The sequence below is a fragment of the Lacrimispora sp. genome (genome assembly GCF_031982545.1).
Lineage (GTDB): Bacteria > Bacillota > Clostridia > Lachnospirales > Lachnospiraceae > Lacrimispora.
In genome coordinates, this window is the sequence record NZ_DALYXB010000012.1 from 139,975 (window position 1) to 159,380 (window position 19,406).

Annotated in this window: 8 protein-coding genes; all 8 read left to right on the forward strand. The window is 40.6% G+C overall.

What is annotated here, in order from left to right:
• Positions 1-531: 531 nt before the first annotated feature.
• The 8 genes from ABS301_RS19780 (at position 532) to ABS301_RS19815 (ending at position 18,977) form a co-directional block, all read left to right on the forward strand.
• Positions 532-786, forward strand: a complete 255-nt coding sequence (locus ABS301_RS19780) for a type II toxin-antitoxin system RelB/DinJ family antitoxin (RefSeq protein ID WP_349673846.1) — start codon at positions 532-534, stop codon at positions 784-786.
• On the forward strand, positions 783-1,049 hold the full coding sequence (locus ABS301_RS19785) for a Txe/YoeB family addiction module toxin (protein ID WP_349673847.1): 267 nt from the start codon (positions 783-785) through the stop codon (positions 1,047-1,049). The genes ABS301_RS19780 and ABS301_RS19785 overlap by 4 nt, the downstream gene beginning before the upstream one ends.
• Before the next feature lie 68 nt (positions 1,050-1,117).
• Positions 1,118-1,489, forward strand: coding sequence for a type II toxin-antitoxin system HicB family antitoxin (locus tag ABS301_RS19790; protein WP_349673848.1), 372 nt, complete (start codon positions 1,118-1,120; stop codon positions 1,487-1,489).
• A gap of 239 nt (positions 1,490-1,728) precedes the next feature.
• Positions 1,729-1,830, forward strand: coding sequence for a putative holin-like toxin (locus ABS301_RS19795; RefSeq protein WP_349673849.1), 102 nt, complete (start codon positions 1,729-1,731; stop codon positions 1,828-1,830).
• A gap of 145 nt (positions 1,831-1,975) precedes the next feature.
• Entirely contained in the window at positions 1,976-3,064 is a 1,089-nt protein-coding gene (locus ABS301_RS19800) for a hypothetical protein (protein ID WP_349673850.1), read from the forward strand.
• A gap of 253 nt (positions 3,065-3,317) precedes the next feature.
• Positions 3,318-4,040, forward strand: a complete 723-nt coding sequence (locus ABS301_RS19805; protein ID WP_349673851.1) for a hypothetical protein — start codon at positions 3,318-3,320, stop codon at positions 4,038-4,040.
• An 84-nt stretch (positions 4,041-4,124) separates the two neighbouring features.
• A complete protein-coding gene (locus ABS301_RS19810; RefSeq protein ID WP_349673852.1) occupies positions 4,125-18,518 on the forward strand; it encodes a SpaA isopeptide-forming pilin-related protein in 14,394 nt (4,797 codons plus the stop codon).
• 99 nt (positions 18,519-18,617) lie between these two features.
• On the forward strand, positions 18,618-18,977 hold the full coding sequence (locus ABS301_RS19815; RefSeq protein ID WP_349673853.1) for a molecular chaperone Hsp90: 360 nt from the start codon (positions 18,618-18,620) through the stop codon (positions 18,975-18,977).
• Positions 18,978-19,406 lie beyond the last annotated feature (429 nt).

Genomic DNA, 19,406 nt, shown 5'->3' on the forward strand with positions numbered 1-19,406 from the left:
GACAAAGGGCTTCCATTTAATTCTTAGGAGCGCGTATGAAATTAACTACTAAAGAAAAAACAAAAATACTCCGGGATCGGTGACGTTAGAAAATAAAATTAAATACGGAATCGTGATAGGGACAAATGATAAATTTATAGGAGTTTTACTAAATATAGGAGAGTATGTTGACATGCCAGGCCATTTAGTGAAAACAATAATAAAAAAGCCTAAAAATGTCGTCACTTAAAAACTGAAAGATACTTGTACATTGACAACCGAGTATGTTTAACCGATAGAAAAGAATTTAGGCCACTTGTGGCATGAGCGAAACTCAATTACGCTCATAATAGGAGGCTATAACTTACTTTTAGAAGAAGAGATCAATACATGGAAAGGTGATATACTATCTCATTAAAAGTAAATCCTAACCGGGCATGATTAACTCCGATTATATTTAAATCCACAACGTATTACAAAAGGATGTAATACCTTGTATTGCAATTGAAATACAAAAGTGGTATAATGGATGCATATAAAGGAGGGCGAGATATGGCCAGTATTAATGTTAGAGTAGATGATGAGCTTAAAAAGCAGAGTGAAATGATTTTTGAAGAGCTTGGTATAAATACCAGCACAGCAATTAATATTTTTTTGAAACAGGTGATTCGTTCCAATGGCATACCATTTACGGTACAGGCAGATCCATTTTATTCAGTAGAGAATCAGACTCATTTGTTGGCAGCAAAAGAAAGAATGGAAAAAGGCGAAGGGAAAATTCATGATGTCATTGAGGTGGACGAATGATAAAAATATGGGATGAGGAGGCTTGGGAAGATTATCTATATTGGCAAACCCAGAATAGAAAAACCCTTAAGCGTATCAATTTATTAATACAGGATATCGATAGAAATGGGTATTCTGGTATTGGTAAGCCGGAGCCCTTAAAAGGAAATATGCAGGGATATTGGAGTCGCAGAATTGATGAAGCAAATCGTCTGGTATATCAAATTAATGGTGGCAAGATTGAAATCATTCAATGCCGAACCCATTATCAAAATCTGTCCTAATAGTTCCGTAGTATTGTGAACAGAACTCAGTTCCGTTCACGATTTATAGAAAGAGGAACCCTTTTACTATGAAAAAAACAGAACGCTATTTTTATCCTGCTATTTTTACTTATGAACCAGGAATGGAAATTGCAGTTGTATTTCCTGATCTGGATTGCGCTACTAGTGGAAACGATGATGATGATGCTTTTCTTTCAGCAAGGGATTTACTTGGTTGTGTCCTTTATGGATTAGAGGAGGATGAGGAGGATATTCCAGATCCAACGCCACTATCACAAGTAGAAGTTCATGAAAATGAAAGAGTAGTATTGATTGATGTTTATATGCCTTCCATTCGTATGGCACGGATCAATCGATCTGTTAATCGTACTGTAACACTTCCGGCTTGGCTAAATGCTGTTGCTTTGGAGCATGATATTAATTTCTCTCAAGTTTTATAAGAAGCTATAAAATCCCAATTGCACATTAATAGATAAGGCCTTGGTATATTATAAATCCTCTTGTGGGCGATTAACTGATATGAACGGAACTGAGTTCCGTTCGTTAACATCTAACTTTTTAATTTGATAATTTTAGTAACAAATTAATCAAAATTTTGAAAATTTCCCCATAATATGTTATAGTTATTACGGTAGTAAATATGCTGAGTGGTTACCATCTCCGAAAGGAGGTGGTAATTGTGAACACTTACGAGGAATTTATGGTAATCATAAATATTGCAGCGTTGATCGTTGCAATATTTACATATGTGAAGCACAATAACAAAGGTACAAAAAAATAACCACCCCGCCGACCAAAGTGGTATGGTTATTTTTAAAAGATAATTAAACATTTTAAAAGCCACTCTGTGGAGTTGGCTCCTTTTGTATCTTTAGAATAGCACGAATTTGCAGAGATGTCAAATTTGAGATTTAAGGGGAAAGAGTATGATTAAATTTTTAAATAAAAAGACTGGTGAAATAGGAGAGGCTTATAAGATAGAAAAGAAGATTCATATTCAGTTTACCGAAAATGGTAAAGAATATCAATATGATGAAAAAAATATTGAAATTTTAAAAGATGAGAAAGTAGAACCTAAAATCCAGTGTAATGATAAAAAGAATCTAATACCTGTGTATTCGTTTAAAAGAAAATGTTATTCTTCAAAATGTGGAAAGATCACAGAGATTCTAACCTATATAAAGTTTGATGATGGAACTGATGAAGATATGGTTTATCCATGGGATAAAAACAGACTGAACAAAAATAAATTGCCAGAAGCCGAAATGTATCATATGGAAAATCCAAGTATTGAATATTATCCAATAAAAGTTATTGGGTCTGATAAGGAAATTGATGAATTGATGCTTAAAAAGTTTCCTGAAAAAATTCAGACAAAATACAGCGGTACTCAAAAGAGAAGATATCCAATGAATATCTGTCAGTATTGTGGTGCTAAACAGGGAGAGTATTTTATATATGAGTGGGTAAATAAAGCCATTCAGAAGATGGAAGCGTTGCCTGTTTTCCAAATGATTGAGAGTGAATCAGGAATAAACCAACAAGCATATGGGGAACAGAATGCTAAGGCTTTTAAAAAAGAATATTTGAAGCCTAAAAGATCTGAGGTTAAAGGAAAGAATCAAATTTATATATATTCAATGATACGAACATGCCATACTTGTAGAGAAAAAACGGAAATTTTAACATATGCAAAGTATGATGATGGAACTGGAGAAAATTTGATTTATCCATGGGATAAAAAAAGGTTAGATGAAAACAAGTCGTTGGAGAGTGAAATGCGCCACATTCGTTATCCCACAATTGAATATTATCCAATCAAAGTGTTTGGTTCAGATGAGGGGTTGGATAATATGATGTTTAAATTGTTTCCTGAGAGAATCAGCAAGTATCTTGTAAATGTTTGTCAACATTGTGGAGCAAAACAGAAATCAAGTTATATCTATAGAAAGATGAATAGGATCATTAAGGATATGGAAGAATTACCCGTTTTCAAAGTTGTATATAATAAATAATAAAATATTTATTAATATTTAAGGGGAAATAGTAAATATCTTTATCCTTTAGCTAAATCTTATCTTACAGAAGTAATCGAATGTGGGAGGACAGATATAATGAAGGAAGCGTTAAATCTTTATGAGTAACAATTACATCGTTGGAGAATGGAAAATAAAATGAATGAGGTTTTGAAGAAACAACAAAACAATAATAACCTATTATGGGCTAACCTTATAGTTAATAGTTTTAGATAAAAAGGGAGGAATTGAGATGAAAAAGAGATTATTAGGGGCAATATTATCAGCAGCGTTTTCAATAATTATGGCAACACCGGCATTTGCGGAAATTATCTGGACTCAGGATAAACTTTCAGCTGGGTATACAACGAATGAGTGGGAGAATAAAGATTTTAGCTTTTATTCTGGCACGGCTATAAAGAAAGATTCCTATACGTATTATGTTAAAGATTTACATGGAAATATAATGAAAAATGCAGAATTTGCTGGCGGAACAAGAACAGATGAGAATGGAATAGTTATAAATGCAAAAGGTCATATATATTCTTATGGGTCAGAATTAGGATTGATTGAATACAACAATGCTCAAACTTATGAACAAAACACATGGCACCAAGATACAGCAAAGATGTTGAGTGAAAATGGAATTAGTAATTATTGGTATGGAACCAGGTCCGGGACTAATGGTACATGTGTGTGGAGATGGTTAATGACGGCTCCAGACGGAACTCAGGAAGGGTTAAAGTATGCTTACTGTTTCAATGAGTATGGCTATCTGTATACCAATACTATTACCCCAGATGGATATCAGGTTAATGGACTTGGTCAGTTAATGCTTGATGGAAAGGTAAAAACAAAAGATCCTGACGCAATAACACCTTGGCATGGGTATGTTGATTTTTCGATAGGATACCTGGTTTATGATCAGGAAACAAGTGAGCAACATAAAAATGACAGATCTAATCCATTTTTTTAGACTAATTTAATAGAAAATTATATTTTAAGACTATCGGTTGATACATAATCGGTGGTCTTTTTTATTGCAAATAGAGGAGAAAAAATGAAAAAAGGGATACAAAGGTTTGATATAAAAAGAAAAACAGCCGGTCTTATGGCGATAATTCTTGCGGTGATGACCTTCTTAACTTACTTTCCTGAAAATATGATATCCTTTGCAGACTACGCACAAACTATAGAACCATCAGCGTGGGCATCATGGAATCCTAGTATATATAGTGCTGATAACACTAGGGAATACACACCGACAGGATTAATGTACGAGACAAAGGACTTTCACTTAGGAGCAGCTGTAGTAGAAGGTAATTTTCCGGCAGGAGCGAAGCAGTATCTGGTAAAGAGCAATCAGTCAAGTGAAAGTGATTATGATGAGTTTGATAAGTCATTTATTTACTGCGTAGCTGGTCATACTGTAAGTTCTAAAATAGGTCTTGGAAGCCAGGCATTCTTACAAAAATATTGGAGTATAAAAAATAATAACATGCCAGAAGAGTTTCCAGCTGGTGATAATTCAAAGATACCAGAATTAAAGAAATTTAATTTTCTTATGAATGTCTACGCAAGCTATATGGGGCGCAACGATAGTATTGCTGCCTGTAACGATACCAATACCGGAACAGCCAAATATATTGTCGCCGCCACTATTAACTGGATTGCGGCTAACAAGTGTGAATTTACCGGCGATTGGAAAACGGACTTGGAATTGTTCCGTGAAAGTGCGGATTATAAGTCTGTACTAAAGCAAATGAATCCAAATACCGTGGGAGATTCTTCCGTTTATAATCAGTTAACCAATACCCAGATACCAGATAATTTTAAGGCAAGAGGCTGTAACAACAATGCAGAGTGGATGTTCAGTAATGTCTGGGGAGCTGCGACGATTACAAAACAGTTTGACGTGGATGCAGAAGAAACCGTTTACTATGCCAAGATGGATCATTCTTCGGATACTTATATGATCACAATTCCATATTCCAATGATGCAGTAAAAGATTATTATCAGCATCTGGCTGCAAAGGATCTTTATGGAGACTGGACGTTTAACGGTCCCGCCGATGCAGGACTTGTATTTACCTCACAGACAGGCGAAGTACCAGATGATGAGAAGGGAATCGCGACATTATACTGGCCAAATCCAGGCCAGGTGGGAACAGAACTGGCCAAGGATTTGGGTTCAGCGCAGCTTGCTACATTTAAATTCTATACGCAAGATTCCACTGATTTAAATGGTTCAACATATGCCTTTGACAAATCACAAACCTACTTTGCTGCCAAGATGGATAAAGACTTAGAAGTCCATGTCCGTGTTGGTTCTGCCAGAAAAGCAGAGGTTCAGCGGTACAAACATACAGAAGGTTTCGGTGCCAGCTATAACGTAGGTCTTAACACCTTTGACTCCGAAACCGGAAAGCCCCTTGCAAATACCCACTGGGATATCTTGGAGAAGTTTAATGACTCCCAGCTTGAAAATACAGATTTAGATTTAAGAAGAGCAGGAGATTATTCCTCTAACTTAGGTTCTTTAACCGATGCCTCTTGGGAAGAAGATCAGGGGAGTGATGATGCAAGGATTTCTTTAAATTACAGCGGGGATACTGGTCTTAATGATTCCGAAGCAAACCGTTATAATCAGGGGAATTCTTCTGGTTCCCAGTTTGAAACCTGGGATGATCCGGAAAAAGATCCGTGCAATGCAGATGAGCATATTACAGATTCGGATGGTGTTCTTCACTACGTAGATTCCAGAGGAAACATTCATAGTAAGACCGCCCATTCGGATTCCAGAAACTATATTTACTTAAAGGGGTATTGCAGTGGGCATCCAGCCCCCGTTATTGAGTATGAGGAAGTTCCTGAACTGGAAGTAGATGAAGAAACTGGGGATTCCAATGAAGATGAAATTGAAGCAGTAGAAGAAGCCAATCAGGAGCTGCATGACAGTGCCTGGGCAAACTGGCTGGAAGGAGTAAAGGAATGCGAGGATCTGGTAGAGGAAGGAGGCTTCTTTCATGCGATTGACCCCACTGGGCAAACTCAGAAAAAGGCATTGGAAGAGGACCAGGATGAGTTTTATAAAGAGTTTATTTCTTTAAAATATCAATATTCCGCAAAAGAACTTCTCCCGGCTCCCGGTTACTCTCTTCATGGAAACCACCCGGATGATATTCCTCTGGAATGGAGAACAGTTACGTCAAGTGAATATAAGGACTATCAATCTTCCGGACTTGATCACGAGGGCAGTAGCAGTGATTCTGATTTTGAAAGTGACAGTTTAACAGCCAGTACATTTAGTTTAAAACCATTACAGTCCCAGGAAATCCAGTTTGTCAGTTTAGGATCACTGGATCATTTAGACGGTACGGATCAGAAATTTATCCTGTCTGAGTCTGAAACACATTACAAGGATGCAGAAGTCTCCAATCATGAGGAATTAAGTGAACCGGAAACCGAAGTGACAGCGACTGTGACAGAGGAACCGGAAGAAACACATTCGGAAGTTATAATAGAAATAGAAATTGTGACAGAAGCTGAAAAAGAAGCCGAAACAGAGGCTGAAGCACAAACAGATACTAGGGAAGAAACAACAGATCCCATAGAGGCTGAAAGCCCAGAGGAGTTGGAAGAGGTTACAGAAATAAGTGTGGAAGCGTCTGAAACTATAGCAGGACCCACCGAAGAGGTAGTAACCAAGGTAGAGATAGAGACCGAAACAACAGCTCCCACTTTAGAAACGATAAAGAAAAAGATAGCGACCGATTCCCATGCAAAGGCTGTTTACGGGGAAGTAACTTTAACTGGACTTTTGAAAAAAGTTGTCACAGGTATGAAATTTGCGGCATCAAAAGTAGTTTCACTTTTCTCCCCAGCTGCTTCCTCTGATGAGGATTCCGGAAGCAATAGTTCTCTTTATTCCCTGCCAGAATCTACAGACACTGACCGTCTTTCACCTCTCTCTTCCTCTATTAAAGACTGGACTTTTACCGTTTATGACCACCGGACGGAAGGAGATGTTCACTTTAATAAAAAGGACATGGATTTAAAGTCAGGGGAAAATGGTTCATATGATGCCTACGGAGATGCACAGGGGGATGGAACCTTAGAAGGAGCTGTATACGGGCTGTTTGCTGCAGCCGATATTCCCCATCCAGACGGACATTCCGGTGTGGTATTTCAAAAGGACGATTTAATATCAATAGCCACAACGGACCGAAACGGGGATGCCAGCTTCCTTTCCATTACCCAGGCACCGGGTTATACCTTTAATTACCAGACCGGAACTATTGAAAAAACATCCAATAGCTGGGCAGATAATGCACCAAGAAACCTATATATCGGAATGGCAGCTGCAATAGGAAAAGAATCCGATGCAGAACGCTTTATCGGCCATACCTCACATGGCAGTAGTATTTCCTTAACTGACAGCCGGAATGAAACGGCTTCCGGTTATGAAAAGCTATCCTCCAATCAGGGACGGGACGGTACCGGAGAGAGCAGCCATTCCTATCCAATTGAGAACAATGAAAGTTTAAACGGAAACTGCTGGATCGGGCGCCCCTTAATCGTCAATGCAGACGGAACCCAGTACTACATAAAAGAACTGACCAGATCAGAGGGCTACGAACTTTCCGTGTATGGTAAAGATGCATCTGTTTCTAACCGGGAAGCGTTCCAAAACGGAGGAAGTCCGTCAGCAGAAGGAACGGTTTCTGCCAATATCTTGGATATTAACCGGGAGAAGAAAGCAAACACTTTTACGGTAAATAGCAGTGGTGCCACAAATGGTTATCAGATTTATGCAAATAACATTCCAGAAGGAGCTTCATTTTACCGTACAGAAAGCAAGGTAGTGGAAGATCCGAATGGAACCCATACAGAGTATGTTTATACCAGTGAAAATGCCATAACAGAAGAAGAGGGAGCTAGGGTTGTTATAAATGGTTCCTATGTGGAAGCAAACGTTGGGGATACCATTTCTTTGCCAAACGGAGAAATAGCCGTTGTCACCAAGGTGTCCGATCCGGAGTATGACTATACCGCAGTCCGTCCTTCCAATGCTCTGCGTTATACTATTCCTACCTTTGAAAATAAGAAGAATACAGAGGACTTGATGGAGGAGGCCAATGAAGCTCTAAAGAAAGCCTCCTTTAAGGAACCAGATGAGGGAGTACCTTGGATGTTAGTTCCCGTGGAGGGAGATACCTTTGAGGAACAGGCGAAAAGTTTGTATGAAGGCATGGAGGAAGCCGGGCTTTCTGTTTTTAACTGCTTACGAATTGAGGAAATCACGGATGGAGATGCAGTGATCCGCTATTCCTACCGGGTGGGAAGTACCATTGCCTCCAGTTTATACGATGAGGCATTAAAGTTAGTTTATATTAAAATGGATATCCAGTATGAAATAAATGGGACAACGGTATCTGGCTATCTCTATGTACCCTACAAACTGGATCAGCTGGAGGACTATACCGAAAACGCCAATGGATTTATCACCTACGCAAAAGTAAAAAGCAGAACACTGTCACAAACAAAGTCAGATTATCCGGATGATTTAACTACTCTTACGGTAAATGAAAATCCAGCTCATACCTATTGGGTCTATGCAAAAGGAGAACCAATCCGGAATAGCGATGGAAGTATTAAGACCATCTTGATAGAAAAGGAAGTCCAGGTAAGCCCCGGATATGATTTAAAGGACATAGATACACCAGTAGATGCCGTATATGACGGAAAGGGCTATTCCATTAAAGTACAGGGTAGTGAGGGGACGGAGACAACAGACTACAAGATCACTTATAGTTATGATCTGATTTCCGGAACCTATACCACACCCCAAGAATATGCTCTCTATTATGGAAACATTTCTGTATCTCCAAACCTTTCAGGTACCGGAACCTATATCGAAGCAGTTACGCTCCGCTATGATAAGAATCAGCTGTATGCAGATGGAGGAACCCGTAACAACAGCATTTCCGCTGTAGAACGGCCCATCGTGCAAAAGGTAAAAATTGCAAAGGACATAGAGGTAAATACAGACGGGACATACGACAATAACACCTATGCAGCAACCGGCCATAAGGATCATTTCACTGAAAGTGGTGGTGGAACTAGAACGAATGCAGCATATATAAAAAACTTCCGCTTTAAGACTTACTTAAAGACAAACTTAGAACGGCTTTACCGGGCAGAGGATGGAACCGTGATTTGGCAAGATCGGAATGGAAACACCGTGGATATTAATGCCTATCGGGACAAGTTCCCGGAAAAGGTACAGAAGCTTTATACCAGAGTTGATTATCAGACAAGCCCGTTATCAAAGGATTCCAACAATGCAGCCATAGTCAACACGGAACTTTACAGTTATGCCAATAATCTTATCAATGCAGACCAAAACCCAGGTTATACGGCTGTTCTTGAAAGTGGAAAAGGCGGTTATCGCTATGATAAGTTCTTTGATGCGATAAAAGTGGCCAATGAAGACCAATGGGATCGGACAGAGAATAATAGTAGTTCTTTCAAACTATTTGCTTTTATTAAAAAGCTCCTTTTTGGAATAACCGGAGGGGAAAAAGTATATCCAGCCTTACATAACAATCCGGATATTGAAAATAGGATCAATACCTTGGATACCGCAAAAGATAATGCACTCCGTTCCGATCACGTCCGGCAATTTGCCATTACGTGGTATTTAGAGACGGAAGTGGCAAAACTGGTAAAAGAAAACCAGGCAGAAGAAACCGAGAGCGCTACAGGAAATGAAAGCTACCCAGATCAGATTTACGATCAGGCTCTAGCCAGTGCCATAAAAAAAGCTGAGAACTACTTAAAACCATTTTTCACTTATGACTTTGATGAGATTTATTCCATTGCTTGGGACAGTGAGGCAGACGGAGGAAAGGACAAAGACAATACAACGTTGAGTGTAGATTTAGAAGATGATGGAGCTGGTTACTGCTACGGAATATCGGAATACCTCCCTTACGGCACTTATGTGACCGTGGAACAGCAGCCCTTTAACAAAGACTTAGGGGATCTTTTTAATAAACATTATAAAACCGATGCACCAAAAGAAATTGAACTTCCAGCGGTCTACGAGGGAGGTAAGTCCGGATCAGACCAGACACCAGAGATATTAAGCCGCTATTACAATTACAAATTGTCAGATACGGCCTCACAGCTTTCTGCAAAATACCATATTCGTTTTAATGAAGAATGGCTGGGGGAAGCAGAGGATTTAAGAAAGTATGTAATTCGTGGACATAATTACCTGGGGAATTATGAAATCTATCCCTATGGTTTGGATCTTAAAAAGCTTTCAGGATCGGCTTCTGGTGATCCTTCCGGAAAAGCACACTTTACCATCACCCAGGGTGAAACTGACCCGGTCAAGGATTACTACAACACGTTGGTTGATCCGGCAGAAACCGGAGGAAATGAATCCAGTCATTATCTGACCGACAATGGAAATTACGGTAAACGTACAGCAAACGGTGCCATTTATGAGACGGACGGAATCGAAAAGATCTATCATTATGGATCAGTTTCGGAAAATAAGGAATCCAATGAATCAGGAACAACCATGAAGGGTATGCAGACCGCCTATGACGGAAAATACGCTTCTATGCTGGTACCGTGGAGTGTAACAGAACCGGCCGATGAAACAACCGACACAGCACCCAATGGAGATGGCAGCTCTAGTTATCAAGGCTATGGTTACCGGAAGTTTAAAAACACCTTCTATACAAGCCGGTTACGAATTGAAAAATTGGATTCCGAAACAGGCGAAAATATCCTCCATGATGGAGCACTCTTTGCCCTCTATGCGGCTTCCAGAGAAGAGGGTGAAAATACAGACGGAAAGGTGAAATTTTATGAAACAGATACCCGGATCGGAGGCTCTAAGGAATTTTTAGAGGCAATGGGAGCCAGCAATATTATTCCGCCAGGCCAGTCCTACAGCGGGTTGGTTCCGGCCGGAAGCCCGGTCTGTGAAGAAAGAGAACAGGTAATCCTTTCAGATGAACAGGGAAGAAGGACCGGACAGTTTGAGGCTTTTACGACTACCAGGGACGGGTTACAGGCAAGGAAAGGAGATTTAACAAGTACCTCTTATCAGGATCAGAATACAGGCTATCTGGTTACACCCCAGACCCTTGGAGCTGGAACTTATGTCCTGTGTGAGATCAAACCACCCGCCGGATACGTAAGATCCAAGCCGGTAGCCATTGAAATCTACTCGGATCAGACAACCTATTATCTTGACGGAGACCGGGACAGCCGGGTAGCTGCAGCCATCTATGAGGACAAAAATCAGGCTGGAACTAAGGGAGAAGATACCGCCAGAATCTATATAGGAAATACTCCGGTACGCCTTGAAGTATCCAAGATTAAGGATTCTAATCATACCGTGACTTATAAAACGGATACCAGGCTTGAGGGGACGGAACTGGAATTGAAGCAGAAGTACGGAACTGAAAATTTAGAGTTCGCTTATAAAAACGGAACCTACTTAGGCTATGCCTGGTACAAAGGAACAATTGAAACCCTTCAGTCCAGAAAGGACGCCGGGGAGGATGTGAATCTGGTTTATGTAGATGGTGTTTTTGCCGGTTACGGTCTGATAGAGAGAACGTTGGATACCGATGATGATCAGAACCGCTTTGTATCTGGGGCAAAGATGACTCTTTATGATGCCATAACCATATCAGAGAGTGGGGATAGCGGAGATTACGGATACAACGGCGTGGAAGTGGCCAGAGACCGAAATAATAATGTTCAATCCATAAAGGTATTAAAAGGCTATGCCGGGACAACTGTGGAGTTTTTAAGAAAAGAAGATCTGGCTGGAAGTCTTGCAGGAGAAACCGGAAACGGTACATGGACTTATGAAACCATAGACCGGAATGATACCGATATTCTTTATTACTCTCTTGGAAACTTGACAGCAACCGAAACTGGAACTAATGGGAAGCTCTATGGCTATGACCGGAATGGAAATAAGATATTAGTAAAAAACCGGGAATCCATTTTTATCCTCAAAGCTGGACAGCCAACCTTTGAACTAACCGGAGGAGATTTACTGGCGGCAAAATATAGTTCTATTGATAAAATCTTTACCTTAAGTTCCGGTACGCTTATGTACCATCTTGATAGTGATGGAAACAGGGATGCATATGTTAATCCGACCACCGGAATGGCATACACAAAGGAAGGGAACAAGATTCTGGTATGGCCGGTGAAGATCTCCCGGACACAGGGAGGGGCGGTTATTGCCAGAGAAAAGATAAAAACGTTCCGGATTGCATCTATCCACGCTGATACGGATCAGGAATATATCACAGGAACCTATAACGGAAGCAGTCTGGCGAAAAACGTGAATCCAGTTCTGAATGGCCATGGACTTCCGGAGTATTACCAGAAATCCGGGCAGACCTATAAAAAAGGAGATCCGGTCTATGACATTGACGGTGATTATGTCCGCTATCGGTATGATGATCTTCTAAATGCCTATAACGATGCTTCCTATAACATAGACAACCAGAAAGGTATGGAGGATATCGGAGAGGAAGAAAACACCACGGACGATAAGAAACTCTATCACCGGCAGGGTGAGTCACGGATAATGGAAAACACCTGGATAAGCGGAGAGAAGTATCCAAATGATCCTTTCCAGTCAGAAGGAACCGTGGGACAGGCAGATATGTTAAAAAGAGTGATTCCAGGAACTTACATTATGGAGGAGGTATCAGCTCCCTCCGGTTATGTCAAAGGGATTCCGGAGGGAATCACCGTGACAGAGACCAAAGATGTCCAGAAAACCGGAATGGAAGATGAAAAGATTAAGGTAGAAATTGCCAAAACCGATGCAGCTGACAAACAGATATTGAACGTGATCAGTGACTACCAGTCTGGATTAACAGTCATTGAGCCAAAGGGAGCCTACAGCTACAACCAGGTATCCAGGGTGCACTTGGTACTCTATAAAGCGAAAAGGATCTATACCACAGACAGTAACAACTACCCGAAAGGATATTATCTGGTGAAAGCAGAAACTACACCAGCAAAATGGACCGTGGAACGTACCTCGGATAATGAACCGGTTACAGTGTCGGCCGATTGGATCACGGATAGCAACCCAAAATATTTTGAAGGAATCCCAGCCGGTGATTATATCTTAGAAGAGATGGAGGCCGCAGACGGATATGTTCGTTCCTCCATGGAATTAACCATCAAAGCAACAGGAGAAGTCCAGACGGTTAATCTAAAAAATGACCATACAAAGCTGGAAATTTATAAGTACTACACGGACAGCAAAGGAGATAAGGTTTCTCTACCCAATAATCACGCAGCCGGGCTTGCTCTTTATGAAGCAAAAACAGACAGCAATGGGACTATATTAATGGAAAATGGAAAGCCGGTGTATGACCAGACAAAACGGGTAGATCAGTGGATCACCAATGACTTAACAGAGTACACGGAGGAAACAGAAATCAGCTCCAACGTCATGGAACGATTAAAAGCGCTTCTGGGACTATCAGATAACCAGTCTAGCTTTGTTACGGATTTCGAAGCTGCCTACAAAGAAAAAGGACAGGAATTAACCTTCTTTACCTGGTACACCAAGGGCGGAGAGCGGACCGCTACCCTTACCGGAATCATACAGGCAGGAAAAGGGGAGGGAATCGTGGAAACATGGACAACTGATACAGGGAAAACCATTCGGATCACCATTTACCGGAACGTGAAAAATGGTTCCCTTGATACAGACGGTCAGCTGCCTCTGATCTTTGAATATCAGTTTAACTATAAAGAAAACGGGGGGATTAAAAGCTATGACACCTTAGAGGGAATGCACAGGATTGATTATCTGCCCTTCAATGCAGAAACAGGAGATAAAAAAAACGGGAATTACGTTTTGGTGGAAGAAACGGTCCCAGATGGGTTTGAAGCAGCCGATCCGAAAGCAATAGTCCTGACAGAGACCGGAGATGTGCAAAGGTTTAGCCTTGAAAACGAGGAAAAGTATATAAACGTTTTAAAGGTAGTGACAGATGGAACGGCAGAATATGCAGTCACCGGGGCCGTACTTGCCTTATATCGAGCAGATGCAGACGGGAACCTTTTAGAGGATGCAGATCACTTAATAGAGACTTGGACTTCCGGATCGGACGGAACTTACACAGAAGAGGATCGGTTTAATGGGGATATTCCGGCAGGACTTTCTGTAGGAGATTTAATACCGCATCGAATTGATAAAACCGCTTATGGAGCCTATTACATCGTGGAAACAGAGGCACCGGCTTATATGCAGAAAGCAGATCCCGAAAAGATCATCATAGGTCCGGAAAAGATACCATTTTATAAAGTGGTCAATATTCCCGCTACTGGAAAACTGGAGATAAAAAAGAAAGCCTCCGATACCGAGAAAGGATTGGAACATGCAAGATTTGAAGTGACAAATAATGAGACCGGAAAAACCTGGTACATGGTCACTGAACCAGATGGAGTGGCAGATCTTACCGGACTTCCGGTAGGTGAAGTCCAGACCAATGGAATTATAAAAGCCTATACCTATACGCTAGAAGAAATCTCCCCACCGGATTTTTACCAGATTTCCGGAGGAATCAAGAAATTCCAATTTGATGGGAAAGGTAACGGAAATGAAATACTTTATACCTGTGAAATTGAGAATGATCCAACAATTATTTACTTCAAGAAAACAAACTTTGACACCGGCATGGCGGTGGAGGGAGCGGAGCTTGCCGTCTACAAGGCAGTAGCGGTGAACGGCGAATATGAAAAGGACGGAGAATCCATAGCAACAGCCGTTTCGGGACCCAACGGTTTTACCCTGACAAAGAAGCTGTCAGCAGGACAGGTTTATATTATGGAGGAGTTAAAGGCTCCAGCCGGATACGTTCTTTCAGCGCCGCTGATCCTTACCGTAAATAAGTCAGGAACAGGAATCCTAAATGTATCCAATGATTTCAGTGTTTTAAAACTGGCAAGTGAGAACGGCACCATAGAAGCCCTTACCATAACCGGAAGAGTTCCGGTAAAAACCTACCTCACCTTAAAGGATTTAGACACCGGGACAGAGTTACCAGCCTTCATGGGAACGGGAAGCAGCCTTATCTTGACTGCTAATAATGGAATCTCGGATGGGCATTTATATCAGATTACCGAGTATACCAGGTATTCAGACGGCCAGACAGAAAAATCCGAAAAAGAAACCAGACGGATCTATCTTGATGAACAGGGAACCTACTCGCTGCCTTCCAGAACTTATTTAGAGACCAGGCAGGAACTGACCGACTCTGAGGGAAATGTGCTGGCAGACTGGATCGTCAGTGATGATACCCACGATTACACCATAACCAATCCGGTCATGAAAGAAAGTCCGATTGCCAAGGTGACAAGCAGCGTTGGAGCGGATCACAGTGCAGTAAAGACAGGAAGCATCATGAAATACACAATTTTCTATACCAATCCATACAATTACCCGGCAGATATAAAGGTAAAAGCGGTGCTTTCACAAGGACTTGATTATCTACGATCTACCTCATATGGAGTGGAATTAAACGGAGCCGTAACCTGGAATTTTTCTGATGTAGCCCCCCACGAAAGCGGAAATGTGGATGTGGTGGTCGTGGTTAGTGGCGAAACAGGGACGGAAGCGAAAGCAAACTTTATTACGACAGTCGGAGCGGTCACAAAGACCACCAGTCTGTGGAACCCAATTGTTCCGGACGGTTCAGTTAGTATTATCAATAAGCTGACGGGAACCGGAAAGAGTCAGACAGATCCATTTACCTATCATGTGAAATTCACAGATCAAGCAGGAGTGGACCTAATTGGCTACCAGGCATTCACCGGTTCTGAAACAGGGAGAATCAAGGGCGAGGGAGATATTACCCTTACCGGAGATGAATTTATTACCTTTTCCGGTCTGCCCTTTGGAACCAGATATGAAATCACCAAAGTGGGAGCAGATGGATATGAACCGGGAGAGAAAATTGTGACCGGAGAAATCCGGAAAAACTTCCAAAGTAACGTGTTTGAAAGCAATCGAAATGATGATTCGATCCGAGAAATTCTGACAGCAGGAGGAAGCTATAAGCTTATGGAGACAACCTCTTACAGCGATGGGAATAGCCTTTTAAGTGGTGCGTACCGATTTGAAGTAAATCCTTCAGGAATGGTTGATAACGTTGATATGGAAGACCGGACGGTGCAGCTGTATTTTTCCAAGATTGATCGTGATACTGGTAAGGAGCTTTCCGGAGGCTGCTATCAGATGATTGATGCAGAGACAAATGAGATGATTTATGAATTTACGAAGGAAGGAGAGAGGGTTCAGATCCCAGCAAAACTTGTAATACCTGGAAAAGAATATATTTTTAAAGAGATTAGTTCCCCGGATGGATACGCTTACGAAAAAGATATCAGATTTATTGCAGAAGAGAGCGGAATTTCTGAGACCATTGTCATGGAGGATCAGAAGACAGATGTGAATATTTTAAAAACGGATGCAGAATCAGGAGCACTTTTAAGCGGTGGGCGGTTTACTATCAGGGAAAAGGATACTGGCACATTGATCAAAGAATTTACACCAACCGGAGAACCAGTCGTTTTTACAGGGCTTTTAATCGCCGGCAGAACTTATGAACTTTCTGAGGAAGAACCCCCTGCCGGGTATTCTTGCAGTGAGAGCGTGATATTTACTGTACCAGAAGAAGCGGAAACAATAACCGTCACTATAAAAGATCAAAAAACGGAAGTAGAAATTCAAAAACTAGCCAGGTCTCAGATTAAGAGCACTCCTTCCGAAGCAGCACGTCCATTATCCGGAAGTACGCTTCAGATCTTAAATGAGGACAAAACAGCTGCAAAGGCTATTCGTGATGGAAATGGTATAACAGCCGGTGAGGATTTAATCTTTACAACAGGAAGCCAATTTGAAGTGATAAAAGGGCAGCTAACTGCCGGAAAAAACTACTGGCTTCATGAATTAAGACCAACAGACGGCTATGCCTATGCAAAAGATGTGGCATTTACAATGAGTTTAAATGGGCCAAGGAATACTGTGGTTATGATTGATGAACCGACTCATGTAATTCTTTCCAAAAAGACAATTACGGGCAGCGAAGAACTTCCTGGAAATCATCTGAGTGTAATAGATTATGAAGGAAGCCAGATAGATGAGTGGATGTCTGGGGAGCAGCCCCATGAAATTATTGGCAAACTAATAGCCGGAGAAACTTACCGTTTTATTGAAAAAAAGCCGGCAGACGGATATGCCTGTGCAGAAGATATTACCTTTACTGTAAGCAAGACTGGAGGTGTAGATCAGGTTGAAATAAAAAATAATAAAACTAAAATACGTATCAGAAAAGTGAATTCATCAGGTCAGATTTTAAAGGGGGCAACGTTACAGATATTGGATCAGCAAAAAAATATAATCATACCAGACTTTATATCAACAGAGGACCCGATAGATATCACAGGTAAATTACTGGCAGAAAGAACTTATTATCTCCATGAGGTAAGTGCACCAGATGGATATCTTCTGGCCTCAGATGTATCGTTTACCGTACCAAAAGGCGCAAAAACCCTGGAGGTTACAATGCTGGATATAGAAAAACCGCTTACTGGCCCGCATAAAATGAATATCAGGAAGTTTGATGCAAAAACAGGAAATGGCATTGAAAACGTGGAATTTTCCATTTATCAGTCAAATGGTAAGCTGCAACTGTTAGTAAAAACTGATAAGAATGGGTATGCAGACTTTGCCATACCGGAAAATGGTACCTATAGCTATAAAGAGACGAAAACAGCTCCCGGTTATCTTGCAACAGACCATACATATACCTTTACGATCCAGAATGGTGAAATATCAGAAAACAGCACTTTATCAGTTGTTAATTACCTTTCACCGGAAGTAATAATTAAAAAGGCTGATGCTGAAACAATGAAAAGATTAGCTGGAGCAGAACTGGAGATTAGAAATGAAGCTGGAGAATCTGTATTTAATGGGATAACAGATGGTAACGGTATAATGCCATACCATCCCACTTGTTCTGGAAAATATACGGTACATGAGGTAAAAGCCCCAGCAGGGTATCATAAGACTGATTCTTATCTGACTTTTTACGTGACTGAAGACGGAGTGGTAACAGGAGATTTTATTATGTTTAACAATTTGGAAAAGGGTAAGAAGAAAGGTATCATAACTGCAAAATATCAATCTGACTTAAAAGGTTTTGGGATTACCAGCCAGAAAGGAAAAGGGTTTTGGAACTGGCTGAGTAGCATGCCTAAAACTGGTGATGCAGGTATGCGTGGAGGGGGATTCTTTTATATCTGCTTCGTAGGAGTCGGGTTTGGAATTTTTATAATAAGTAAAAGATACAATAAAAAGGATAAAAGAAGAAAATAAAAGCATAAGCGGATCTTATTTAAATTCCGCATATAAATTGTATCAAATAAAATTTTGTGGTAAAATAGATTAAAATCCATAAGAAGGAGGAACATCGTAATGAATAAAGAAGTATTAAATTATGCAATTGAAAAATCACATGAATTAATCAACGCACCGTCCTGCAGCAAGGAGGCAAAAGCTGCTGCGCAGACATGGCTGGATGCAATTGGGACGGAAGAAGAAGCTGCTGAAACAAAAAGATACATAAAAGAACTGGAGGCGGATATTATACCGATTGATGCTTTAATTGGTTTTGCAGAATCTGATCATGGAATTCAGATTTTTGGAGAGGATACCGCAAAGAATATTGCAGGTCATGCAAAAAAAATCAAGTCAGAAGGAGCGATCTATTGTGATTGCCCGGCGTGCTCAGCGGCTACAGCAATAGTTGAAAAGAAAGAACTTATTGTTGAATAAGAAAGATTAAGGATATAAATTACTCAGAGTGTTAGGAAAAAACCTCGCGGATTGAATGTCACCAGCAAGCTATACTATTTTGTTTTGCTTATTGGAAATCACATTAAATACGGGAGGTTTTTTATTATCCTGGCATAGACACATTTTACAATTTCTATGAAAGCAGGAGGAATATGTGGTATGTTATTTTTTAGTATTATTAATTTGATTTTATTATTAATTGGATTATTTGTAATGGGAATGTGCTTCTATGCTTTATGCCTCGCTATAAAAGCACTAAAGATTTATATTAGTAAAAATTCATGATATTTTCATGCCGACAGAATTAATCAAAATAAAAAAACCCCGTAAACACGAGGTTTTCCAACAGCTTTCGGGGGGACTCGAACCCCCGACCCACGCATTACGAATGCGTTGCGCTACCAACTG

What these genes read in the sequence shown, in the direction of transcription:
- ABS301_RS19785 (WP_349673847.1), top strand. Translation starts at nt 783, where the DNA reads ATGATAAAAATATGGGATGAGGAGGCTTGGGAAGATTATCTATATTGG.
- ABS301_RS19800 (WP_349673850.1), top strand. Translation starts at nt 1,976, where the DNA reads ATGATTAAATTTTTAAATAAAAAGACTGGTGAAATAGGAGAGGCTTAT.
- ABS301_RS19790 (WP_349673848.1), top strand. Translation starts at nt 1,118, where the DNA reads ATGAAAAAAACAGAACGCTATTTTTATCCTGCTATTTTTACTTATGAA.
- ABS301_RS19780 (WP_349673846.1), top strand. Translation starts at nt 532, where the DNA reads ATGGCCAGTATTAATGTTAGAGTAGATGATGAGCTTAAAAAGCAGAGT.
- ABS301_RS19805 (WP_349673851.1), top strand. Translation starts at nt 3,318, where the DNA reads ATGAAAAAGAGATTATTAGGGGCAATATTATCAGCAGCGTTTTCAATA.
- ABS301_RS19815 (WP_349673853.1), top strand. Translation starts at nt 18,618, where the DNA reads ATGAATAAAGAAGTATTAAATTATGCAATTGAAAAATCACATGAATTA.
- ABS301_RS19810 (WP_349673852.1), top strand. Translation starts at nt 4,125, where the DNA reads ATGAAAAAAGGGATACAAAGGTTTGATATAAAAAGAAAAACAGCCGGT.